The sequence below is a fragment of the Acinetobacter sp. I-MWF genome, from assembly GCF_025433935.1.
Classification (GTDB): Bacteria; Pseudomonadota; Gammaproteobacteria; order Pseudomonadales; family Moraxellaceae; genus Acinetobacter; species Acinetobacter guillouiae.
On the sequence record NZ_JAMBAR010000001.1, the window covers coordinates 828460 to 852709 of the forward strand.

The window sequence follows — 24250 nt, forward strand, 5'->3', positions numbered from 1 at the left end:
ATTAACCTCTCTCATTTTTTATATAAAGGATATAGGCTTAGTCAGGCAGCCATCACACAAACTCAAATTGACAACAAAGGCTGAGATTGGAGATATCAAGCCCGAAAGAGACTCTGTAAATGGAGTATAATAGTCTAATGAAATTAGGCTATTACTGCACATCGGATTAGATTGATCAGTGAATGACTTGGCTAAAATGGATGGATAAAAAATTCAGCATATATAGAAACACCATTGATTGATAAAATAGCTTTTTTTTTCAAATCCCAGTTCGCACTTTTTGAGTCAAGCCTAATTTAATGATCACATGGATAACACTAGCTTCTATTAAATAGAAGACACTCACTTAACATGAGCGACAAATACGAATTGCTATGAAAAACAATACAAAAATTCACTCAAAAATGTTGGATGCCTTTATTTTGGATGATTTTGAGGCAATGAAAAAATTGATATCATCAGGTCTGGTAAGCGTAAATTCTGTCGATCCTAGGAGAAATTATTTGACCACTCCATTGATGCGAGCTTCCATGAGTGATGAGAATAATAATTTTCTGAAATGGCTTATAAAAAACGGGGCCAATATTAATCAAAAAGATAGTGCCGACTGGACAGCACTGCATTTTAGTTGCGAGTACAAATGCAAGAAAAATATAGAACTCCTCATCCAATCTGGAGCTTCTGTAAACGAGAAAAATAATACTGGAGCAACTCCGCTTCTAAGGTTGCTTGCCCAAAATGCAACAGAGAATTTAGAATTAGCAAAGATTCTTATAGATAATGGAGCAGATCCATATTTACAAAATAACTCAGGAGTTTCTCCAAAAGACATTGATCTTGATCTAATAAAAAGCTTGATTAAAATATGAATTGGCAGTCTCAAGTCTTATACATAGAAACAAAGTGCTTAATGATGATGCCTTTTGATCTATATTTTTAGAAGATTGGAATTACTCCATCCACGACAATGCGAGAAGTTGGGATCAGAAAATGACAAATGAAAATATTTTTCTAAGAGCATTTCCAATATATAAAGAATCAATGATAAAAATATTGACGCTTATGATTTCTGATGACTATGAGGAATTGGTAAAAAATAAACTGGCCTATCCATCAACGGCAAATGAATATAGAGTTGCTGTAAATGAATTTGCGCATTTAAGTGGATTTGTGAAAATGACACAAATCCCTGACGATGTACTGGAGGATACAGAGGTTTTTTCCCTCAAAGGAGATCGTGTTAATAAACATATAATTGAGGTCCAATTATGGTTTGATGATTTTGAATCAGATTTATATGCTGTTTTTTGTGCGCCAATAAATGCAGGTAAACTATTACATTTGTATGATATTCGCGTTATGTAAAAATAACGATATCTATCGGAACATCAAAACGTACTCTATTGTTGACCTTTCTAAGCATAATTACGCAGACCAAACTGAATAGCTTGAGCATTGATGTTAATCATATCCATTAAGGAAATTTGAATGGTGAACGCTAATTTTGATATTACTATTGATCATGCATTTAATGGAAATGGGCATCCTGCATTTATAATAAAAATTGCCAACCAATTTATTGAAATTAATATTTATATTTCAATTGACCAAGTGGAAGAATTGAAAAAAATAAAAACAGATTCTGTTGCTTATATACAGGCAGGAGAATCTGCCAACAGCCCAGTTCATTGGAAAAAAGGAGATGATGGCGAGATTTATATTTTGATCGGGGAGGATTGTGAATCTTGGGATATCGTATTAACCATCAGCATTGATTTAATTGCAGACATTATCACAGGTATTAATGATCTTATATAAAATTGAGTTTTTTAGAAGGTTTTGAAGTCACTACGAATGATCAGGGTTTATTTTTGCGTCTTCGTTTTCAAAGGCCATTGGCAGTGTTGGTCGATACTGTAGTCAGTAAACTGATCCATACCATCAACCTAGTACGGGATACTGGGTTCAAGTCATCAGCTTCGAGCACGACACCATGGGACAGCGATCCTGTTGGGTTTCGTGTAGTGTGGAATACTGGATGAATAAGAACAATGCGATTGTGGACTGAAGGCTTGGTTTCAAATAAAAAAACCACCGAAAATTTTCGGTGGTTTTTTATGTCTGGGTGTTGCTCAGTGTGGGTCTTATTGTTGAAGCGTCGCATCAGGAGCAATGATTGGCTTGCTGTCTCGCAATGCTTGTAATGCATCATGATTAAAGTCAATCAATAAGCTATTTTGTTCAGCGTCAATTTTATAACTGCTAATGATTTTTTGGTCACCTTGAATGGTATCAATACGATATTCATCTGCGATATTTAAAATCCCTTCTAGATTTGTCGTGGTTGCGGCAAGATCTTGGCGGAAAAGCTCATAAACATCTCTTAGATCAAAAATTGCATTTTGTGCATCAGCGTGTTTTTTGACGTAATTTTCAATATGACGAATCAGTAATTGTGCAAATAAAAAATAGTTTGGCTTGCTGCTGAATTCCATCTTGTTTTACCCCTAAATTATTGATTTAAAGTTGTTCATATTGAATAGCATATACATAAAAGTAGTTCAATGTGTATAGGCTCTGTAGACAATTCGTCTAAGTTTACGACAACGAACACCTTTTACTGCAATTGGGTGTTAAATATACAATTTGCTGATTTAAGTGGCGATAAGTTACTCATCTTTCAAACGGCTTTAGTTTGGGCCAGTTTAGGTGAGCTTGGCTGTGGTATGTGCGAAAAATGACATGATTGACGGTGCGGACTATTTCGAAAATTTAAATCAGAAAATCATAAGAGGGTACAAGGTAGGTCAAAAGTAGGCATTGAACATTTGGCGCTGGATGGTTTAAAGCGGGTTATTTCACTGAAACAAGTTGGTTTTGATAATAGTAAAGTATAAAAAATTATAAATAACTTTGTAATATTTAAAAATTATCACAATAAGATAATTTTTATCACTTGATTGATCTAATGTGACTATTTTACCACATAGAATGTAACAAAATATTTTAGATGGTAAATCCTTATATTTGTAGAAATTAGCCAATTAAATCGCAGAAAAGCATGGATAAATCGAAGCTTTTATTTGGACTGAATCAGATTAAGCTACTGATTTGTCATTTTTAATTCATGATTAAAAAATAAACTTCGGAAAAACTAATAAGAATAGGAATAGAAATTTGATAAAACGATAAGTCAGCGCTGTATCGCTGTGAATCAGGAAAAATTATAGCTTTTGTCTAAAAAATCATCCGAAAGACTTAGAGCTATTAACTAGCAACAGATGACATCAATCGGGTACAATTGACCAGATTTATTTTGTGTTTGGTGTATTTGCAAGGCCAATACATACATTCTTTGTTAAATAATAGGCCTGCCAGGAGTTATCCCCGCATGAGTGCCATTACTCCATACGATTGGGCAATCATTGCCTTCGTGATCGGCGTGACATTTTTATGTGTCTTTATGCTCACCGTTCCTTTGCTCCTTGGGGGTAAATCATGGGGACGTGCGAAGCAAGAGCAATTTGAATCAGGTGTGGTTAGTGCTGGTGGTGCACGTATCCGCTTGTCTGCGAAGTTCTACCTTGTTGCAATCTTCTTTGTTGTATTCGATTTGGAAGCCCTTTATTTATATGCATGGGCGACATCTGTACGTGAAGTAGGTTGGGTTGGGTTTTCAGCTGCAGCTGTATTTATTTTAGTTTTACTCGTTGGTTTGATTTATGAATTATCCACAGGTGCATTGAACTGGTCACCTTCAGATAAACGTAAAATCGCAGGGATTAAACCTAAAATTGGTTCACCAAATATGGACCTTGCAGAAATTACTCGCTTCAATTCAATTGAAGAGTTGGTGATGGATCCTACTGGAACTATTCCAGCTCAATCTTCTGGTCGTGTGAAAGATAAAACACCGACCATGTCTCTGAACAAGGAGTAACTCGGGAATGAAATATACTTTAACCCGTGCGAATCCAGAAGCTGAACAATATCCGCTTCAAGATCGTCAAATTGTGACAGATCCACTTGAAGAAGAAGTGAATAAAAATGTGTTCATGACTCGCTTAGAGGATGTGGTACACACAGCTGTAAACTGGGGCCGTAAAAACTCAATATGGCCTTTTAACTTTGGTACATCTTGCTGCTACGTTGAATATGCAACCACGTTAACCGGTGTGCATGACTTGTCGCGCTTTGGTGCCGAGGTTATTCGTGCTTCGCCACGTCAGGCAGATTTGATGATCGTTGCAGGGACTTGCTTTGTTAAAATGGCACCTGTAATTCAACGTTTGTATGAACAAATGCTTGAGCCTAAATGGGTGATTTCAATGGGTGCTTGTGCAAACTCTGGTGGTATGTACGACATCTATTCTGTTGTACAAGGTGTGGATAAAATCATTCCTGTTGACGTGTACGTTCCAGGTTGCCCACCACGTCCAGAAGCATTGATTCAAGCCTTGATGTTATTGCAAGACCAAATTCAATTAGAACGTCGTCCGCTCTCTGCGGTAATCGGTGATGATCTTCAGCCAGTGTATAAGCCAAAGATGATGCCAGAACGCGACCGTAAGAACGCTGAACGTATTGCAGTGAAAAACTTACGCTCTATGGATGAAATTGAGTAATTTTTTCTGATGAGTATTTGACATATCTGATGGATATGGTCATCAGGGAATTTGACAGAATTTGTATTAAATAGGAAGCCAAGCCAATGGCTGAAACTGAAATTGCTATGCCAGAATCGACTCCAGTTGATTCCCGCCCAGCATTTGCAATTGTAGAAGATCTCAAAGCCAAATTTGGCGAGAACTTTTACGTGCAACCGACGTTTGAAGATTTTCCGACGGTCTGGGTTGAGCGCGCACGTGTACAAGAAGTTCTAATGTACTTGCGTACAGTACCACGTCCTTATGTGATGCTGTTTGACTTATCTGCGGTCGATGAACGTTTGCGTAACAACCGTGATGGTTTACCTGCATCTGATTTCACAGTGTTCTATCACTTACTTTCATTAGAACGTAATAGTGATATTCGTATCAAAGTGGCGTTGAGTGAGAACGATATTAACGTTCCAACAGCGACCAATATTTGGCCAAATGCCAATTGGTACGAGCGTGAAGCTTACGATATGTTTGGGATCAATTTCGAAGGGCATCCAATGCTTCGTCGTATCTTGTTGCCAACCTATTGGGAAGGTCATCCACTACGTAAAGAATATTCTGCACGTGCGACTGAATATACACCGTACATGCAAGACAAGGCTAAACAAGATTTCGAACAAGAACATCTTCGTTTCGTTCCAGAAGATTGGGGTCTAACACGCGGTAACGCCGATGAAGACTTTATGTTCTTGAACTTAGGGCCTAACCATCCATCTGCGCATGGTGCATTCCGTGTAATTTTGCAGCTTGATGGCGAAGAAGTGAAAGATTGTGTGCCTGATATTGGCTATCACCACCGTGGTGTGGAAAAGATGGCTGAACGTCAAACTTGGCATTCATTTATTCCATATACAGACCGTGTTGACTACTTAGGTGGTTGTGCGCAAAACATGCCTTATGTCATGGGTGTGGAGCAACTTGCAGGGATTACCGTTCCTGATCGTGCACAATGTATCCGTGTCATGATGTCTGAATTATTCCGTATCAATAACCACTTGTTGTATATCGGTACTGCGATTCAGGATGCCGGTGGTATGACACCCGTATTCTATATGTTTGCGGATCGTCAAAAAATCTATGACGCAATTGAAGCGATCACAGGTTTCCGTATGCACCCAGCATGGTTCCGTATCGGCGGGACAGCACATGACCTTCCAAACAACTGGCAAAAACTGATTCGTGAAATTCTCGAATGGATGCCAAAACGTTTGAAGGAATATCATACTGCTGCACTGAAAAACTCAGTATTTGTGGGTCGTACCCGTAATGTTGCGCAATACGATGCTAAATCAGCATTGGCTTGGGGTGTAACAGGTACAGGTTTACGCGCGACAGGTATTGATTTTGATGTTCGTAAATATCGTCCATACAGTGGTTATGAAAATTACGACTTTGAAGTGCCGTTAGAGTATGAAGGCGATGCTTACGCGCGTGTAATGGTTCACTATCGCGAAATCGAAGAGTCGTTAAAAATCGTCAAACAGTGTTTGGATAATATGCCTTCTGGTCCTTATAAAGCGGATCATCCATTGGCAGTTCCACCACCAAAAGATAAGACTTTACAAGATATTGAAACTTTGATTACGCACTTCTTGAGCGTGTCATGGGGTCCTGTAATGCCAGCTGGTGAAGCCTCTGTAATGGCAGAAGTGGTGAAAGGTGCGTCTAACTATTACTTGACTTCAGATAAGTCAACCATGAGTTACCGTACCCGTATTCGTACGCCTACTTTCACCCACTTGCAGCAAATTCCTTCCGTGATTAACGGCAGTCTTGTATCTGACTTGATCATTTATTTAGCGACAATTGACGTCGTTATGGCTGACGTGGATCGCTAAGGGGTAAACGCATTATGATGATTTTGACTGATAAAAAGCCACGTGTGAATGTTGAAGGGATTCTGACCAGCGAAGAAATCCATGAAATTGAACATCACATGGGTCACTACCCATACCCACGCGCAGCGTCTTTGGATGCTTTAAAGTGTGTACAACGCCGTAATGGTTGGGTGGATGACGCGCAGTTACATGCAATTGCTCAATTATTGACAATTACAACTGCGGATTTAGAAGGTGTTGCAACATTCTATAACCGTATATACCGTCAGCCTGTAGGTCGTCACGTAATTTTATTATGTGATTCGATTGCATGTTTCTTGATGGGTGCGGAAACTTTAGCAGAAGCTTTCCAACGTGAACTGGGTATCCAATTTGGTCAAACGACAGCTGATGGTCGTTTTACTTTATTGCCGATCTGCTGTTTAGGGAACTGTGACAAAGGTCCAACCCTAATGATTGATGAAGATACACACGGTTTGGTTGAAGTGACTTCTGTGAAACAGTTATTGGAGAAGTATGTATGAATACCGAACCAAGACCAATTTATGGCGAAGGAAACCCTGAAACTCACCCATTAACATGGCGTTTGAGTAAGCAGGAATTTGTTCGTAGTGCTGATGACTATGAAGCTTTAGAAGGCTATGCAGGCTTTAAAAAAGCGCTTTCTATGCCACCTAAAGATGTTCTTGAAGTCATCAAAGCAGCGACTGTAAAAGGTCGTGGTGGTGCAGGTTTCCCAGCAGGGATTAAATGGTCATTGATGGCACCCAATGATGGTGGTCCTCGTTACCTAATCTGTAATGCCGATGAAATGGAACCGGGAACATTCAAAGACCGTTTGTTGATGGAAAAACTTCCACATCAATTGATCGAAGGGATGTTGATTGCAGGTTATACCCTCGAAGCAACTCAGGGTTATATCTTCATTCGCGGTGAATACATTGAAGCTGCACAATACTTAAATGAAGCTTTAGAACAAGTGCGTGCTAAAGGTTATTTGGGTGACAACATCTTAGGCACAGGTTGGAACTTTGACCTGCATGTGCATACTGGTGCGGGGCGTTATATCTGTGGTGAAGAAACTGCATTGATTAACTCACTCGAAGGTCGTCGTGCAAACCCACGTACTAAGCCGCCATTCCCGCAAGTTGCAGGTGCATGGGGCCGTCCGACCATCGTAAACAACGTAGAAACCTATAACAACTTGCCAGCAATTATGTTGCGTGGGCCTGAGTGGTATATCGGTTTGTCTGCGGGTAAATCTAAAGATCCAGGCACTAAAATTTATGGTGCATCAGGTAAAGTGACTTTCCCTGGTCTTTGGGAATTACCGTTTGGTACGACTGCACGTGAAGTGATTGAAGACTATGCTGGCGGTATGCGCGATGGTCTTAAACTGAAAGCATGGTTACCGGGTGGGGCATCGACTGACTTCTTGGCTGCTGAACACATTGATCTTCCAATGGATTCAGAAAGCATTATGAAAGCAGGTTCTCGTCTAGGTACATGTTTGTTAATGGTCGTTGATGAAACCCAGTGTATGGTTTCTGCAACGCGTAACTTAGAAGAATTCTTTGCACGTGAATCATGTGGATTCTGTACGCCATGCCGTGATGGTTTACCTTGGGCGGTCAAAGCACTTGTCGCAATTGAGAAAGGTGAAGGGAAGATGGAAGACATTCAACATCTTCAAGAACTGACTCGCAAATTGTGGATTGGTAAAACATTCTGTGCTCACGCACCAGGTGCGATGGAACCATTGATGGGTGCACTCAAATATTTCCGTAGCGAGTTTGAAGCTAAAGTGACAGATCGTCCTGTAGCCCAAGCCAGCCACGTAGAACAAGTTTAAGGAATTCGACTATGGCTACAATTCATGTCGATGGAAAATCGTATGAAGTCAATGGCTCGGAAAACTTGCTACAAGCATGTTTGAGTCTTGGCATCGACATCCCATATTTTTGTTGGCATCCAGCTTTAGGTTCTGTCGGTTCTTGCCGTCAATGTGCTGTTACTCAATATGCGAATCCAGAAGATACTCGTGGTCGCTTAGTAATGTCATGTATGACTCCTGCATCTGACAATACCTTTATTTCGATTGAAGACAAAGAAGCAAAAGATTTCCGTGAATCGATTGTGGAATTCTTAATGACCAACCACCCACACGACTGTCCAGTCTGTGAAGAGGGTGGTCACTGTCATTTACAAGATATGACAGTAATGACGCAACATGATCGTCGTCGTTATCGTTTTACCAAACGTACGCATCACAACCAAGAGTTGGGTTCTTTCATTGCACATGAGATGAACCGTTGTATCGCATGTTACCGTTGTGTTCGTTACTACAACGATTATGCCGGTGGTACAGACTTTGGTGTTTATGCCAATGCATCACGCGTCTACTTCGGTCGTCCAGAATCAGGCACTTTAGAGTCTGAATTCTCTGGTAACTTGACTGAAGTGTGCCCAACAGGTGTATTTACCGATAAAACCCATTCGGCACGTTATAACCGTAAGTGGGACATGCAGTATGCGCCAAGCGTATGCCAAGGCTGTTCTTCTGGTTGTAACATCTCTCCGGGTGAGCGTTATGGCGAATTACGTCGTGTAGAAAACCGTTTCAATGGTGACGTTAACCAATATTTCCTTTGCGATAAAGGTCGTTTTGGTACGGGTTATGTGAACCGTGAAGATCGTCCACGTCAGCCGCAATTCCGTGCTGCAACAGAAGTTAAAACTGTTTCTGTTGATGTGGCGCTGGATTCAGTGATTGAAAATGTTCAAGGCAAAAAGGTCTTGGGTATTGGTTCTCCACGTGCATCATTAGAATCAAACTACGCGTTGCGTGAGTTGGTTGGCCAAGAAAATTATTCAACAGGTCTTTCTCAAAAAGAACAGAACTTGGTTGAACTTGCTGCATCGATTATGCAAGCTGAGGGTGTTTATAACCCAAGTATGCGAGAAATCGAAAGCTATGATGCAGTCTTGATCTTGGGTGAAGACTTAACGCAAACTGCACCACGTATGGCATTGTCTGTTCGCCAAGCTGCGAAAAACAAAGCCAAACAAATGGCTGCAGACCGCCGTACCCAAGATTGGTTAGCTGAACCTGTAAAACGTATTGGTCAGGATGCAAATTCTCCAATCTATATCTTGGCTGCAACACAAACACGTTTAGCTGATATTGCTGAGGGTGAAGTTGTTGCTTCTCCAAACGATATTGCACGTTTAGGTTTTGCGATTGCTGCCGGTGTAAATGGTGATGCGATTCTTGGTTTAGATGATGATGCTAAAGCATTTGCACAAACCATTGCGGATACATTAAAAGCTGCGAAAAAACCATTAATCATCTCGGGTACTAGCTTACAAGATGCTGCCATCATGGAAGCTGCTGCACAAGTTGCACAAAACCTAGGTGAAAATGCAGGCTTAACATTGACAGTTCCAGAAGTGAACTCAATGGGTATGGCTTTGTTTGGTGGTTTAAGCCTAGAACAAGCATTTGCTCAAGATTATGAGTCAATCATTATCGTTGAAAATGATTTGTTCCGTCGTTTACCTGCTGTACAAGTTCAGGCTGCTCTAGACAAAGCGCAAAGCGTGATTGTGCTTGATCATTCTGAAACTGAAACCGTAAAAGCGGCGGATGTTGTCTTGTCTGCTGCAAGCTTTGCAGAAGGCGATGGGACAGTGGTCAGCCAAGAAGGTCGTGCGCAACGCTTCTATCAAGTTTATGACCCAAGCTATTACAAACCAGAATATGCCATCAAAGAATCTTGGCGCTGGTTACATGCCATTGAAACGGGTGTGAAAGGTAAAGCGATCTCGTGGACATTGTTGGATGACGTAATTGAGTCTGTGGTCAAAAATGTTCCAGTTCTTGAAGCAATTCAAGATGTCGCACCTGATGCGGGCTACCGTGTTCATGGCTTGAAAATTGCCCGTGAACCACGTCGTTACTCAGGTCGTACTGCAATGCGTGCACCATTAAACGTACATGAGCCGAAACAACCTGTTGATGTCGATTCCGCATTAACATTCTCTATGGAAGGTTATGTTGGACCGCAAAATGCATCGTCATTGGTTCCATTTGCATGGGCACCGGGTTGGAACTCACCACAAGCTTGGAACAAATACCAAGATGAAGTGGGTGGTCATCTTAAAGGTGGTGATTCAGGCGTTCGTTTATTTGATCGCTTAGTAAAACGTCCTGCACGTAGCTATGTGGCGCCAACTGCGGTTGTGGCAAATCCTGAGAGTTTCCGTCTGGTTCCAATGCATCATATTTTCGCTTCAGGTGAATTTACGATTAAAACGCCGGTGATGGAATCGCGTATTCCAGAAGCGACTTTTGCCGTGGGCGAGCAAGATGCAGCACGTTTAAATGTTCAAGATGGTCAACAACTGACAGTGAAAGCAGGCGAAACGACGATTAGTCTTCCTGTGCATGTGATTGAATATTTACCAACAGGTTATATCGGTTATCCAGTCGGCCAAGCACCAACAGTTTCACTTGCTGAACCTGTATCTGTAACGGTAGGAGTGTAATCATGAATGAATCTTTACGCGCACTACCGACATGGGCACAAGACTGGCCAATCGCTTATTCAGTGATTCAAGCCATCGTAATTTTGTTGGTTGTGGTTTTACTGGCCGCTTTGATGTCATTTATTGAACGTCGTTTGCTGGGCTTATGGCAAGACCGTTATGGACCAAACCGTGTTGGTCCTGGCGGGATGTTCCAGATCGTTGCCGACATGTTGAAAATCATGTTCAAAGAAGACTGGACACCAAAGTTTGTAGATAAGTTAACCTTCCGTTTAGCACCAGCAGTGGCAATGGCGACTGCAGTACTGTCATTCATGGTTATTCCTGTTTCACCTTACTTAGGTGTTTCAGACATGAGTATCGGTCTATTGTTCTTTATGGCAATGGCAGGTATTGCAGTATATGCGGTGTTATTTGGTGGTTGGGCATCTAACAACAAATATGCGTTATTGGGTGGTCTACGTTCAGCAGCACAAACCATTTCTTATGAAGTCTTTTTAGGGATTTCATTGATGGGTGTGGTGGCAATTGCAGGTTCATTTAACTTGCGTGACATCGTAGAAGCACAACGTGATGTATGGTTTGTGATTCCGCAATTCATTGGTTTCATGATCTTCGTGGTTGCGGGTGTTGCGGTAACACATCGTCATCCATTTGACCAACCAGAAGCTGAACAAGAATTGGCAGAAGGTTACCATGTCGAATATGGTGGTATGAAATGGGGGATGTTCTTCGTTGCTGAATACGTCAACATCATTCTAATTTCTGCACTGATCGTGACTTTATTCTTTGGCGGTTGGTTAGCACCATTTAATTTAAATATTCCATTCATTCCAGATGCGTTCTGGTTCATTGCGAAAACAGCATTCTTTGTAATGATGTTTGTCTTGGCACGTGGTTCTTTAATGCGTCCACGTTATGACCAAGTGATGAATTTTGGTTGGAAAGTGTGTTTACCACTTGCATTGGTCAACCTTTTGGTGACTGGTGCTGTGATTCTGATGAATCAGGCCTAGGACAGCAGGGAGTACAAAATGTATAAAATTCTAGCTGGCGTAGGATCAATTGTTCGTTCGTTGTGGATGGTGTTTAGCCATGTCACACGCAAACGCGATACGATTTTATATCCAGAAGTGCCAGCCGAACAAATCGTACCTCCACGCTACCGTGGTCGTATCGTATTAACACGTGACCCAGACGGTGAAGAGCGTTGCGTTGCGTGTAACTTATGTGCGGTTGCATGTCCTGTTGGTTGTATTTCATTGCAGAAAGCTGAAAAAGATGATGGACGTTGGTATCCAGAATTTTTCCGCATTAACTTCTCACGCTGCATTTTCTGCGGTATGTGTGAAGAAGCATGTCCAACAACTGCTATTCAGTTAACACCAGATTTTGAGTTAGGCGAATATGTCCGTCAGGATCTTGTTTATGAGAAAGAAAACTTACTCATTTCAGGACCAGGTAAATACCCAGACTACAATTTCTACCGTGTAAGTGGTATGGCAATTGATGGTAAAGAAAAAGGTCAAGCGCAACGTGAAAGTGCGCCTGTAGATGTACGGAGCTTATTACCATGATGTGGCCATTTTATTTAATGGCTCTCGTGGCCATTGTTTCGACGATTCGTGTTGTGACCAACACCAATCCAGTACATGCTTTATTAAGTTTGATCGTTTCTCTACTTGCTGTTGCTGGGATCTTCTTGATCATTGGTGCGCCATTTGCAGCTGCGCTTGAAGTGATTGTTTATGCGGGTGCGATCATGGTGTTGTTCGTATTCGTGGTCATGATGCTCAACCTTGGTCAACATACAGTTGATCAAGAACGTAAATGGTTGACTTCAGATGCTTGGGCTTATCCAGCACTCATGAGCTTCTTAGTGGGCTTATGTTTGGTTTGGGTATTAGGTTCAGACTATACCCAACATGGTGCAGTACTTGGAACTCAAGTGATTGGACCTAAAGCAATTGGTCAAGCACTCTTTACCCACTATTTATTATTGGTTGAAGTTGCCGCAATGTTATTGCTTGCAGCATTGGTTGCAGCATTCCACTTAGGCAAACGTGAACCGAGTGCAGCAGAGGATAAACAGTAATGGGCAACATTCCTTTAGAACATGGTTTGATCGTCGCAACTATCCTTTTTGCACTGGGTTTTTACGGTGTAATGGTGCGACGCAACCTATTATTTATGTTAATGAGCCTTGAGATCATGATGAATGCAGCAGCATTGGCATTCGTTGTGGCAGGAAGTGCATGGGCACAACCTGATGGTCAAATTATGTTTATTTTGATCCTCACACTTGCTGCGGCAGAGGCTTGTATCGGTCTAGCGATCGTCCTCCAGTTCTATCATCGCTTCCATCATCTGGATGTAGATGCTGCTAGTGAGATGCGCGGATGAGTTATTTATATTTAACGATTTTATTTCCGCTGATTGGCTTTGTACTTTTAGCGGCAGGACGTAATAAACTTCCTGAAAATGTAGCAGCAATTATTGGTGCGGGTTCTGTTGGCCTTTCTGCTTTATTTGCATTGATTGCAGGCATGGACTTTGTTAAGCAGGGTTCAGTTGCGCAAGCACAGCATTTATGGACTTGGTTCAATGTAGGCGGTTTTGCACCGGGTGTAAGTTTGCATCTTGACGGCTTGTCATTGTTAATGATGGGCATGGTGACAGGTGTAGGTTTCCTGATTCACATCTTTGCAACTTGGTACATGCGTGGTGAAGAAGACTTCGCACGTTTCTTCTCATACTTCAATTTATTCGTTGCAAGCATGTTGGTGCTTGTATTGGGTGACAACTTAGCGTTGTTATTCTTAGGTTGGGAAGGCGTAGGTCTGTGTTCTTACCTGTTGATTGGTTATTACTACCAAAACCCTGCAAATGGTTTTGCGGCAATTAAAGCATTTACAGTAACGCGTGTTGGTGATGTATTCTTACTGATCGCATTGTTCTTGCTTTACCAACAATTTGGTACTTTACACATCGGCACGATTGTTGCCAATGCTTCACAAGTTCTCGCACTTGATCATAACTTGGCATTGATCACGTCATTGATGTTGTTCTTGGGTGCAGCAGGTAAATCTGCGCAAATCCCATTACAAACATGGTTGGCAGATGCAATGGCTGGTCCGACACCAGTATCTGCATTGATCCATGCTGCAACAATGGTTACCGCTGGTATCTACTTATGTTGCCGTATGTTCTCTGTGTTTGAAATGACACCAGAAGTGATGCAGTTCATTTCGATTACGGGTGCTGTAACATTGTTGGTTGCTGGCTTTGCGGCTTTGGTTCAAACAGATATCAAACGTATTCTGGCTTACTCTACCATGAGTCAGCTCGGTTATATGTTTATGGCTGTGGGTGCAGAAGCGTATCAAGCAGGTCTGTTCCATATGCTTGCACATGCATTCTTTAAGGCATTATTGTTCTTGTCTTCTGGTGCTGTGATCTTGGCTTACCATCATGAACAAAACATCTTTAAAATGGGTGGTTTGTTCTACAAAAACAAATTCTTATTTGCTTGCTTCGCGATTGGTGGTGGTGCACTTGCTGCAATCCCATTTATCACGATCGGCTTCTTCTCAAAAGATGCAATCTTGGGTGCTGTTTGGGCGCAAGGTCAATCTGTCGCATTGTATAACTCATTGTATTGGGTTGGTGTTGCGGGTGCATTCTTAACTTCGATTTATACATTCCGTTTAATTTGGGTTGTATTCTTCGGTGAAGAAAAAACACATTATCACGAAATCAAAGGTGCAACGTATTGGGCGCCTTTAGGTATCTTGGCTGTTCTTTCAACAGGTTTGGCTTACTTCTTAAAAGCGCCAGTGATGAACATTTTAAATGCAGCACATATCCCTGCATTTGAAGTTTCTCAAGCGATTGAAGAAGGGATGCATGGTGCAGAACATCTTGCAGTCGGTATCGCATTGGTCGGTTTAGCTGTAGGCGTGGTGTTATTTGCTTTCGCTTATAAAGCGGTGCAAGGTTTTGCAGCCACTTCATTTGGTGCTGGACTTGCAAATATCTGCCGTAATGCATTTGGTTTCGATTCTTTATACAACCTTGTATTTGTTCAACCTTATTTACTCATTGCGAAAATTTTAGGTCGTGACCCAATTGATGGTTTATGGCTGGTATTACCTGCAATCGTAAATAGTGGGAATAAATTTACAAGTACCCGTCAAACAGGTTCATTACGTGAATATGCATCAAGTATGTCACTCGGTGTAGTGGTATTGCTGATGATCTTGATCGTGATTCAGGTAGTGGGGAAATAAGATGGAAATCACAAACAATTGGATTTTACCCGCACTGATTCTTGTACCTTTTATTGCAGGTTTCGCGTGTTGGTTGGTCGATAAACTTGATAAACATTTGCCACGTTATATCGCATTAGTCGGTATGCTCGTTACATTGGGCTTAACACTGATTTTGTGGAAACAAGGTGGCTTTAGCTATGAGTTGGGGGCGAAGACTCCAACTTGGGCAGCAGAATTTTATTTACCTTGGATTAAAACACTTGGTATTAACATTCATTTGGCTGTAGATGGTCTTTCATTGCTGATGGTGGGCTTGACTGCATTACTGGGTGTACTTGCAGTGGGCTGTTCATGGGGTGAAATTCAAAAGAATGTCGGCTTCTTCCACTTAAACCTGTTATGGTCTTTGGGTGGGGTAATCGGGGTTTTCCTTGCAATTGATATGTTCTTGTTCTTCTTCTTCTGGGAGATGATGCTAGTCCCTATCTACTTCTTGATCGCACTTTGGGGTCATAAAGGCGCAGACGGTAAATCACGTGTTTATGCTGCAACCAAGTTCTTTATCTATACCCAAGTCGCTGGCTTGATCATGCTCATTGGAATCTTAGGCTTAGTGGTCTACGGTTCTCAGATGTCAGGTACGATTAGCTTCGACTATAACTACTTACTTGCTGTTGCAAACACTTTAGATGCTCAGGCACCACATATTGCCTATGCATTGATGATCTGTTTCTTTATTGGTTTTGCGGTCAAGCTTCCAGTATTTCCATTACACGGTTGGTTACCAGATGCGCATGCGCAAGCACCTACAGCAGGTTCTGTAGACTTAGCGGGTATCTTGATTAAAACTGCTGCGTACGGTTTACTGCGCTTTGTATTGCCATTCTTCCCAGCAGCATCTGCACAATTTGCCGATATTGCGATTATTTTAGGTTTGATTGGTATTTTCTACGGCGCTTGGTGTGCTTTCCAGCAAACAGATATGAAACGCCTGCTTGCTTATACTTCTATTTCGCATATGGGTTTCGTATTACTTGCACTTTATGCCGGTAATATTCTGACATTCCAAGGCTTAATGATCATGATGTTGGCACATGGCTTGTCATCTGCTGCATTGTTCATTATGTGTGGTCAAGTGTATGAACGCTTACATACCCGTGACTTACGTTTGATGGGTGGTATTCGTGGTCAATTCCAGTATTTACCATTCTTCTTGATGTTCTTTGTCTCTGCGCTTGTGGGTATTCCAGGTCTAGGTAACTTTATTGGTGAATTCTTGATCTTAATGGGTTCATTCGCTAAGTTCCCAACATTTACCATCATTGCGGCGATTAGCTTGGTCTTTGCTGGTCTTTATGGTCTGATCCTGATCCACAAAGCTTTATTTGGTACGCCAAATGAAGAACAGAAAAAGCATTATGAAAGTCCATTAAAAGACTTGAATGTACGTGAAACAGTAATTCTATTGATCTGTGCATTTGGCTTATTATGGTTAGGTGTGTATCCACAAAGCTTCCTTGATATTTCTCACTCAAGTATGGCGTGGTTATCAAATAGCTATATTCCAGTTCAAGAAGTTGTTGATGCGGCACAACAAGTCGTATCTCAACAAAATGTGGAGATCCAATAGTCATGAACTTCACTATGTCATTTTCGGGTCTCATGCCTTTAGCACCAGTTTTTATTGTTGCTTTAACCGCTGTAGTGGTGATGATCCTAACCTCGATCAAGCGTAATCATAATTTGATTGCGACTGCATCGGTGGTGGGTTTAAACCTTGCTGCAATTGATATTTTATTCATGATGTTTGGTGGTTCATTTGCACCATCAAATGTGATGAACATGTTTGTGGTTGATCCATTTACATTGTTTTATCAATTTATTGCAGTAGTTGCTGCACTCGCATGCTGTACGTTATCTCACGCTTATATTGAAACGTATAAAGATAATCGTGAAGAGCTTTATATCTTGATGTTGATCTCTGTAACAGGGGCAATGTTAATGGTGGCAAGTTCTCACTATGCGTCGTTCTTTATTAGCTTAGAGCTTTTGTCAATTCCTGTGTATGGCTTATTGGCATATACGCATCAGCGTGGAAAATCGCTAGAAGCAGGCGTAAAGTATTTGGTACTTTCTGCAACCGCTTCAGCAATCTTGTTGATGGGTATGGCATACGTTTATGCTTATACAGGTACATTGTCATTTACTGATTTCCCTGGTTTGTATGGAAATCAGTTAGCACAAGTGCAACAAATTGCGTCTTTGGCTGACTTTATTGAACAGTTAAAAGGTTTCCTTGCTCAACCAATGATTTTGTTGGGTTCAGGATTAATCGTGATTGCGATTGCGTTTAAATTATCGTTGGCACCATTTCATAAATGGACACCAGATGTTTATCAAGGTGCGCCTGCGCCAATCGCGACCTATCTTGCAACTGTTGCTAAAGTTGCAACCATTGGTTTATTAGTACGATTTATTTTAAGTTCAGGTTTCATTCTTGTACCGTCTATCGTGACTGTATTAACTGTGATCGCTGTACTTTCGATTTTAGTCGGTAACTTCCTTGCATTACGTCAAGTCAACTTAAAACGAATTTTGGGTTATTCATCGATCGCCCATTTCGGTTATTTATTGATTGCTTTGATTAGTTTAGGTTATGCAAGTTTAGGCAGTGTAAGTGTCTATGTGGTGACTTATACCTTAACTACGATTGGTGCTTTTGGTGCTGTCGCGTTAATGTCGAGCCCATATAACAATGTTGATGAAGCTGAGTCGCTTGCAGATTACCGTGGTTTATTCTGGCGTCGTCCAGTACTGACTGCGACGTTAACAGTGATGATGCTTTCTCTTGCAGGGATTCCATTAACCGCTGGTTTTATCGGTAAGTTTATGGTGGTGATTGCTGCTGTAACCACAGAACATTGGTTCTTGGCTGCTATGGTCGTGGTGGGTAGTGGTATTGGTTTGTATTACTACTTACGTGTGATGATCGTGATGTATATGACTCCACCAGATAATCCTCGTATTGATGCGGTTGATCATTGGGGACAAAAAGTGGGTGGTTTGATGGTGCTCGGCGCTGCTGCTTTGGTATTGATTATTGGTGTTTATCCAGATCCAATCATCAACTTGGCGTTGAAATCAGAAATTTTATCTCCTTTACATTTCTTGATGAGCCAACAACACTAATCGCAATAAAATCCTGCTATTAACAAAAAAAGCCCTCATTCATTGAGGGCTTTTCTTATCTCTGATATAAAAAACATTTATAATAATGGAAATTTACTTTTATCCTTTTAGGTGTCCTCCCGTGTCTATTCAAGAAATTCGTCATCCACTTATTCGTCATAAATTAGGTTTATTACGCCGTGCTGACATTAGTACTAAGAATTTCCGTGAACTCGCTCAAGAAGTAACCATGCTTTTAACTTATGAAGCAACCAAAGATTTACCTGTGTGTGATCATGAGATTGATGGCTGGAATGGTAAAGTCACAGTAGACAGAATTGCGGGTAAAAAAATCACTGTAGTGCCAATTTTACGTGCTGGTATTGGCATGTTAGAAGGTTTTTTAAATCTTATCCCAAGTGCTAAAGTTTCAGTTCTCGGCTTAGAACGTGATGAAGAAACTTTGGAAGCACGTACTTATTATAAAAAATTGGTTCCAGATGTACAAAATCGTTTAGCCATGATTATTGACCCAATGTTGGCGACAGGTTCATCTTTGGTTGCTGCGATTGACGTGTTGAAAGCAAGTGGCTGTAAAGATATCCGTGTTATGGTTTTGGTTGCTGCGCCTGAAGGGATTAAACGTGTTGAAGCCGCACACCCTGATGTGACGATTTTTACTGCTTCAATTGATCAAGGTTTAAATGAACAAGGTTATATCGTGCCAGGTTTGGGTGATGCTGGAGATAAAATTTTTGGCAGTGTGCAAAAAGATTAAAATTTAGTATCATCGAAGGAGGCTATAGGGGCCTCCTTTTTAATGATAAGAGAATAAAAAATGTTTAGAAAAGGGACTGTTACCTTTTTCGATAATGATTTAAGGCAAGGTCTAATTGAATTAAATGATCATCAACAAATTGTTTTTAAATTAGAAGATTTTTCAAATCAGTTGCTTCTTCCTCAAATTGGTGAGCGGATTAAATGTGTCGTTTTAGAGCAAGATGGTGGTTTATTCGCCAAGTTTATCGTACGTTTAGATCATAAAAATTATGTGAATGATCAAAACAAGCCCTCCGTTCCACATCTTTATTCAGAAAATACCTATGAGCATATTAGAAATGTTCGCAAAGCGCTGAAAAAGAGAAGGGGATTAGCTGATGGCTTACAAAACCCTCAAACGAAAATTCACACCGAACAAGGCATTTTACCTGACGCTATTTCAGATATTGACTTGGTTGCACAACAACAAGACATCTTTGTGGAGCCCATTCAAACAACAATCAATGACCCAGTGCTTGAAGAATCGGACGGAGATTTAAATCAAGCCAAAGAGATTGAACCTGTAGCGCAAACACAAGTTGACCTTTCCATTAAAGTTATCCAGAATACTGAATTGCAAGACCAAACTCATACAGTTGCTAACATTAAACCTATTGAAGAAAGTGTTGCTGATACTGTTGTTGATGTGGGGGGAGTGGGTCGAAATATTGAAATCGCTGAGGGCAATCAGAGCGCAGTGTTGCTTAGATCCTTAGGGGTGATAGAAGATAGTCAAAATTTTAAAGGGGATGATTTATATTTTAACAGCCAAATTGATCGGCAGTTGCTTGAAAAGCATATGGATTTAACTGCATTTCAACATTTAATTCAAAAGTTGAAAGTTAAATTTTTATATTCCAAACGCAAACAAGCTGTCAAGAAAATTCGATCTGAAAAGCGCAAGACGTTGAACCCTTGGGTGGTGATCGTCGCGGTGGTGATATTCATTGCGGTAAGTTCTGTGATGTATGCAATGGATCGTTATAAGCAGTACAAAGTTGAGGCTGAAATGAGACTTCAACAATATCAACAAGAACAAAAGGACAAGATTAAACAGCAGAAACGAAAGGCATATTCACACTAAACATCTGAAACGAGTTGAATATATTTTACGATTCATACTTATTTTAAAAGAGAAGTTATATGTTTTATTTGGGGCAAATCATTGAATATCATCATGATAAAGGTTACGGACTTTTATTGGATCATAATTCAGCGCAATCTGTAATATTTTACATCGCTGATTTTCCAAAAGAAGGTGGTCAACCGAAAAAAGGGGAAACCATAAAATATGTAATCATCAATGCACATGGAACATTGAAAGCACATCAAATGATTCGTTTAGATGTTGCGATGAGTAATGACTTAAAAAATAAAAAGATCAATATTGATAAGCAAAAAAATATTTTAAGACGAAGTAAAAATGAAGGGCAGAAATTCGGTTTTATGTCTGTGGTGATTTTGGTGATTGTTTTTGGCTTCGTTTATTTTAGTTTTGCGACATGGAATCAATACCAAACCTATCAGGAAGAACAACATGCTAAATTTGCACTGTTAGAACAACAGCAGAAGCAAATCGTTGAGCAACAGCGCAAAGAGATTGGTTATGTCAAACCGGTAAAGTTTAGTGAAAAATCCCAAAATGCTTTAAACAGTCATCATCATTCAGTGCAAAAACAGAATGAAGCAGAATCGGTACAAAGCAACACCACTGTATTGACAACAGCATCAACGGAAAAATCACCTTATCAATGCGATGGTCGTACCCGTTGCAGCCAAATGACATCTTATGATGAGGCGGTATTTTTTATTAAAAATTGCCCCAATACACAAATGGATGGTAACCATGATGGTCGACCATGTGAACGGCAATTTGGTAAGTAGCTGTGCGAATCGAATAATTATAAAAAAAGCTCCAAGAGGAGCTTTGATTTTAACCATTTTCACAAAATTTTAGAAAGGCTCTTAAGCCCGGTCCTTGGTACTTTTGACGATGTACCAGCATATATAGTGGGCGAGCAAGTTGCCAGAATGGGGTATTTAAAATCACCAATTGCCCTTTGTCGAGCAAAGGCTGAATTGCCAATTTAGAAATACAGGACATTCCTAGACCACCAGCAACGATTTTTAAAATCGCTTCATTATGACCAAGGGTTAAGCGGATATTGGCATCTTCAAGATCTTTTAGAATGGCATTGTCAAAGACTTCACGTGTTCCAGAACCTTCTTCACGTAAAATCCATTCAACATGCTGGAAGTCAGACTGCTTTAATTCACGATGTAAATTTGCCAGTGGATGATTAGGCGAACAACATACTGCGAGTTCGTCATCGCGCCAGTGAATACATTGAAGTTGTGGTAGGAAGCATGAACCTTCAATCAATGCCAAATCGAGTTGGAATTGGTTGACCGCTTCAATCATTTGGCGGGTATTACCCACTTGGAGCTGTAAATGCGCTTGAGGTTGAACTTGTAAAAAGTTTGCCATTAAGTCGGGCATTAAATAATCACTGATGGTCAGTGTTGCACCAATCCGTAAATCAATACTTTGTAGTTCACCTTTGGCTGCTTGTTCAAAGGCTTCACAGCGACCTAAGATTTCTAAAGCTTGAGGAAGTAAGAAACGACCAAGATCATTAAGCTGTAAGCGCTTACCAAGACGATCGAAAAGCGGAGCACCCAGTCCATCTTCTAAATCTGCCAAAGCCATACTTGCCGCACTTTGAGTCAACCGAACCGCATCACTTGCTTTGGTCACGGTACCTTCTTGAGCGACAGCAACAAAAACCGCCAACTGGCGTAAAGTCATTCGCATAAGTAGAGCCTTAACATTTTAATATTCATAGATTATATAGTCATGCTACCATGAGGACTATGTTTCATGCCACGAAGAAATCATGTCAATTGAAAAATTTAGCATAGAAAAGGTTTTGTCTGTTCAGCGTTGGACCAATACACTTTTCAGTTTCACCATGACTCGACCTGCCCATTTTAAGTTTACCGCAGGGCAATTTGCTCGCATTGGTTTAAAAGTGGGTGATGATTTGGTGGTACGGGCATATTCCGTGGTTTCATCCCCATTTGATGAAACACTCGAATTTTTTTCAATCGTTGTTCCTGACGGTGCATTTACCTCAAATTTACAGCATCTACAAGTCGGTGATGCGCTTTATTTAGAAAAAATCCCCTATGGATTCTTAACTTTAGCACGTTATCAATTGCCGCTGCCTAAAGATTTGTGGTTGTTGGCAACAGGTACAGGTTTAGCACCCTTTATTTCGATGCTACAAGATTTTGAAACTTGGTCAAAGTACGAAAAAATTAATTTGGTGTATAGCGTAAGAACTGAATCTGAATTGGCTTATGTTGATCGGATCCAAGAGATTGCCCAGCTTTTTGGTGAGGGGCATACAGGCTTTAAATTTATCCCGATTGTTACGCGTGATCCCAATGCAGCCTTACATGATCGTTTACCGATTTTGATTGAAAATGGTGAATTGGAAAAAGCCGCTGATTTAAAATTCAATGCAGATACCACCCATGTCATGCTATGTGGGAATCCACAAATGGTAGATGACACCAAAGCCGCATTAAAAGCCCGTGGTTTAACGATGAATCGTCGCGGTGAAGGCAATATTGCTGTAGAGAATTATTGGTAAATCACTGGATAGGCATCAGCAATTTTATCAATCATTTTAGATGAGAGAAGCGGCTAAGCGTCTTCTCTTAAATTCTTTCATGTCAGAACCAAATACTTTTTAGCTTAAAGATGATTGCTGAGTGAGTGGTGCGTATGCTGTTAATCGCTCGGTTGAATAAGCTTTTGCATCAACACGTGTATCTTGATTGAGCATCAATTGTCTTAATAACTGTGCTGAAGCAGGTCCCATACATAAGCCATTACGGTAATGTCCAAAATTTGCCCATAAATTATTCAGTTCAGGCATTTTTCCAATATATGGAATGCCTGTTGGTGAACTTGGACGTAATCCTGCCCATTGCTTAACGATGGGGAAGTTTGCCAATTCAGGCACCATTTCGATACAGGCTTTATAAATATTTTGTTGTGTTTGTACATTTGGACGTTTATCAAATCCGATATGGTCCATGCTTGAACCGCATACGATATGACCATCTCGGCGTGGGATCAAATACATCACATTGTTCATACACATGGTGGGTAGCCAGTTTTCAGGGGTTTTAAATAACATCATTTGTCCCTGAACGGGTTCTACTGGGATCGAAAGCTGTAATTGTTCTGCCCAGCAATGTGACCATGCACCCGTTGCAATCACAAATTGGTCTGCGACAAAACGTTGTCCATTGGCACTTTCAACAGACTGAATTTTTTGATTTTGAATATTAAATTTTTCGATCCATGTATTTTCATACACTTCAACTTGAGGGTGTTGTTTGAGATAGCTGATCAGTGATTTAAGAAGTCGCGGATTTCTAACATTGGCTAAATGTGGAAAATAAATTGCATGTTGAAACTGTGCTGAAATATGGGGGTTGACGGTTTCAAGCTGCTCTCTTTGCAGGTATTCACAATGCTGCATCGGTTCTTGATGTTGGTCTTTATAATTCAATCCAAGCTCAAAATCTGCTTCGTCAAAAATTAACATTCCCGTGTCATGGATTTGAAAGTCTATCCCTGTTTTAGGTTGTAGTTTCTCATTCCATTGTTGGTAAAGTTGTTTGCCGTGTTGTGCCAGATGATTGACTTCATTGGGATATCTCCACGGATACATGGGTGACAGAATACCGCCACCCGCCCATGAAGCAGCATGTCCAGCATGTTGTTGATCGAACAGGGTGATGGTGCAGCCTTGTTCAACAAGCTCAAGCGCGCTGAGTAAGCCACTTACTCCAGCACCAATAATGGCGATATGCATTGTGTATTCTGTACCAATTTAGATTTTTAATCCCCACCTGCAAAAGCAAT

At 40.7% G+C, this 24250-nt stretch carries 24 protein-coding genes; 21 read left to right on the plus strand and 3 right to left on the minus strand.

Going from position 1 to position 24250, the window contains the following annotated elements:
- The first annotated feature begins 374 nt into the window (after positions 1-374).
- From M2R48_RS03985 to M2R48_RS04000, 4 genes are all read left to right on the plus strand, one after another.
- Positions 375-869, plus strand: coding sequence for an ankyrin repeat domain-containing protein (locus tag M2R48_RS03985; protein WP_035370867.1), 495 nt, complete (start codon positions 375-377; stop codon positions 867-869).
- A 121-nt stretch (positions 870-990) separates the two neighbouring features.
- Complete coding sequence (locus M2R48_RS03990) at positions 991-1365, plus strand: hypothetical protein (protein WP_262085169.1); 375 nt, start codon at positions 991-993, stop codon at positions 1363-1365.
- 123 nt (positions 1366-1488) lie between these two features.
- Positions 1489-1818 (plus strand): hypothetical protein, encoded by a 330-nt coding sequence (locus M2R48_RS03995; protein ID WP_262085170.1) that lies wholly within the window; start codon positions 1489-1491, stop codon positions 1816-1818.
- Between the two features lie 53 nt (positions 1819-1871).
- Positions 1872-2042 carry a hypothetical protein gene (locus M2R48_RS04000; RefSeq protein ID WP_262085171.1) on the plus strand — a complete coding sequence of 57 codons (171 nt, stop codon included), beginning with the start codon at positions 1872-1874 and terminating at the stop codon, positions 2040-2042.
- Between the two features lie 102 nt (positions 2043-2144).
- Here M2R48_RS04000 and M2R48_RS04005 read toward each other — a convergent pair whose 3' ends face one another.
- Positions 2145-2495: a hypothetical protein gene (locus tag M2R48_RS04005; RefSeq protein WP_004722847.1), complete on the minus strand. Its 351-nt coding sequence runs from the start codon at positions 2493-2495 to the stop codon at positions 2145-2147.
- A gap of 896 nt (positions 2496-3391) precedes the next feature.
- Here M2R48_RS04005 and M2R48_RS04010 point away from each other — a divergent pair.
- The 16 genes from M2R48_RS04010 to M2R48_RS04085 all read left to right on the plus strand — a co-directional run bounded on the left by M2R48_RS04010 (position 3392) and on the right by M2R48_RS04085 (position 21189).
- Positions 3392-3940: an NADH-quinone oxidoreductase subunit A gene (locus tag M2R48_RS04010; RefSeq protein WP_004722844.1), complete on the plus strand. Its 549-nt coding sequence runs from the start codon at positions 3392-3394 to the stop codon at positions 3938-3940.
- Positions 3941-3947: 7 nt separating this feature from the next.
- Positions 3948-4625: a NuoB/complex I 20 kDa subunit family protein gene (locus M2R48_RS04015; protein WP_004722842.1), complete on the plus strand. Its 678-nt coding sequence runs from the start codon at positions 3948-3950 to the stop codon at positions 4623-4625.
- A gap of 86 nt (positions 4626-4711) precedes the next feature.
- Positions 4712-6499, plus strand: a complete 1788-nt coding sequence (gene nuoC / locus M2R48_RS04020; RefSeq protein ID WP_004722840.1) for an NADH-quinone oxidoreductase subunit C/D — start codon at positions 4712-4714, stop codon at positions 6497-6499.
- Positions 6500-6513: 14 nt separating this feature from the next.
- Positions 6514-7023 carry an NADH-quinone oxidoreductase subunit NuoE gene (gene nuoE, locus M2R48_RS04025; RefSeq protein WP_004722839.1) on the plus strand — a complete coding sequence of 170 codons (510 nt, stop codon included), beginning with the start codon at positions 6514-6516 and terminating at the stop codon, positions 7021-7023.
- Positions 7020-8351: an NADH-quinone oxidoreductase subunit NuoF gene (gene nuoF, locus M2R48_RS04030; protein ID WP_004722838.1), complete on the plus strand. Its 1332-nt coding sequence runs from the start codon at positions 7020-7022 to the stop codon at positions 8349-8351. The genes nuoE and nuoF overlap by 4 nt, the downstream gene beginning before the upstream one ends.
- An 11-nt stretch (positions 8352-8362) precedes the next feature.
- Positions 8363-11047, plus strand: a complete 2685-nt coding sequence (gene nuoG, locus M2R48_RS04035; protein ID WP_151956538.1) for an NADH-quinone oxidoreductase subunit NuoG — start codon at positions 8363-8365, stop codon at positions 11045-11047.
- Between the two features lie 2 nt (positions 11048-11049).
- Positions 11050-12063, plus strand: coding sequence for an NADH-quinone oxidoreductase subunit NuoH (nuoH, locus tag M2R48_RS04040; protein ID WP_004819331.1), 1014 nt, complete (start codon positions 11050-11052; stop codon positions 12061-12063).
- Positions 12064-12081: 18 nt separating this feature from the next.
- Positions 12082-12624: an NADH-quinone oxidoreductase subunit NuoI gene (nuoI, locus tag M2R48_RS04045; RefSeq protein WP_004722835.1), complete on the plus strand. Its 543-nt coding sequence runs from the start codon at positions 12082-12084 to the stop codon at positions 12622-12624.
- Complete coding sequence (gene nuoJ / locus M2R48_RS04050) at positions 12624-13142, plus strand: NADH-quinone oxidoreductase subunit J (protein ID WP_171066894.1); 519 nt, start codon at positions 12624-12626, stop codon at positions 13140-13142. The genes nuoI and nuoJ overlap by 1 nt, the downstream gene beginning before the upstream one ends.
- Positions 13142-13450, plus strand: a complete 309-nt coding sequence (nuoK, locus tag M2R48_RS04055; protein WP_004722831.1) for an NADH-quinone oxidoreductase subunit NuoK — start codon at positions 13142-13144, stop codon at positions 13448-13450. The genes nuoJ and nuoK overlap by 1 nt, the downstream gene beginning before the upstream one ends.
- Positions 13447-15336: an NADH-quinone oxidoreductase subunit L gene (gene nuoL, locus M2R48_RS04060; protein ID WP_004722828.1), complete on the plus strand. Its 1890-nt coding sequence runs from the start codon at positions 13447-13449 to the stop codon at positions 15334-15336. The genes nuoK and nuoL overlap by 4 nt, the downstream gene beginning before the upstream one ends.
- Before the next feature lie 7 nt (positions 15337-15343).
- Positions 15344-16948, plus strand: a complete 1605-nt coding sequence (nuoM, locus tag M2R48_RS04065) for an NADH-quinone oxidoreductase subunit M (protein ID WP_171066895.1) — start codon at positions 15344-15346, stop codon at positions 16946-16948.
- Positions 16949-16950: 2 nt separating this feature from the next.
- Complete coding sequence (gene nuoN / locus M2R48_RS04070) at positions 16951-18507, plus strand: NADH-quinone oxidoreductase subunit NuoN (protein WP_004819337.1); 1557 nt, start codon at positions 16951-16953, stop codon at positions 18505-18507.
- Between the two features lie 121 nt (positions 18508-18628).
- On the plus strand, positions 18629-19264 hold the full coding sequence (gene upp / locus M2R48_RS04075) for a uracil phosphoribosyltransferase (RefSeq protein WP_004722821.1): 636 nt from the start codon (positions 18629-18631) through the stop codon (positions 19262-19264).
- Between the two features lie 60 nt (positions 19265-19324).
- Positions 19325-20389: a hypothetical protein gene (locus M2R48_RS04080; protein ID WP_262085172.1), complete on the plus strand. Its 1065-nt coding sequence runs from the start codon at positions 19325-19327 to the stop codon at positions 20387-20389.
- 59 nt (positions 20390-20448) lie between these two features.
- A complete protein-coding gene (locus M2R48_RS04085; RefSeq protein WP_262085173.1) occupies positions 20449-21189 on the plus strand; it encodes an excalibur calcium-binding domain-containing protein in 741 nt (246 codons plus the stop codon).
- 49 nt (positions 21190-21238) lie between these two features.
- On the opposite strand, the gene gigC is transcribed toward M2R48_RS04085, so the two are convergent.
- A complete protein-coding gene (gene gigC / locus M2R48_RS04090; protein ID WP_004722815.1) occupies positions 21239-22120 on the minus strand; it encodes a LysR family transcriptional regulator GigC in 882 nt (293 codons plus the stop codon).
- 82 nt (positions 22121-22202) lie between these two features.
- On the opposite strand from gigC, the gene M2R48_RS04095 reads away from it, so the two are divergent.
- The gene (locus M2R48_RS04095; RefSeq protein WP_034611069.1) at positions 22203-22964 is read left to right on the plus strand and encodes a ferredoxin--NADP reductase; all 762 of its coding nucleotides are present in this window, start codon (positions 22203-22205) and stop codon (positions 22962-22964) included.
- A 99-nt stretch (positions 22965-23063) separates the two neighbouring features.
- Here the strand turns inward: M2R48_RS04095 and thiO are convergent, their stop codons facing one another.
- On the minus strand, positions 23064-24200 hold the full coding sequence (gene thiO / locus M2R48_RS04100) for a glycine oxidase ThiO (RefSeq protein WP_262085174.1): 1137 nt from the start codon (positions 24198-24200) through the stop codon (positions 23064-23066).
- Between the last annotated feature and the right edge of the window lie 50 nt (positions 24201-24250).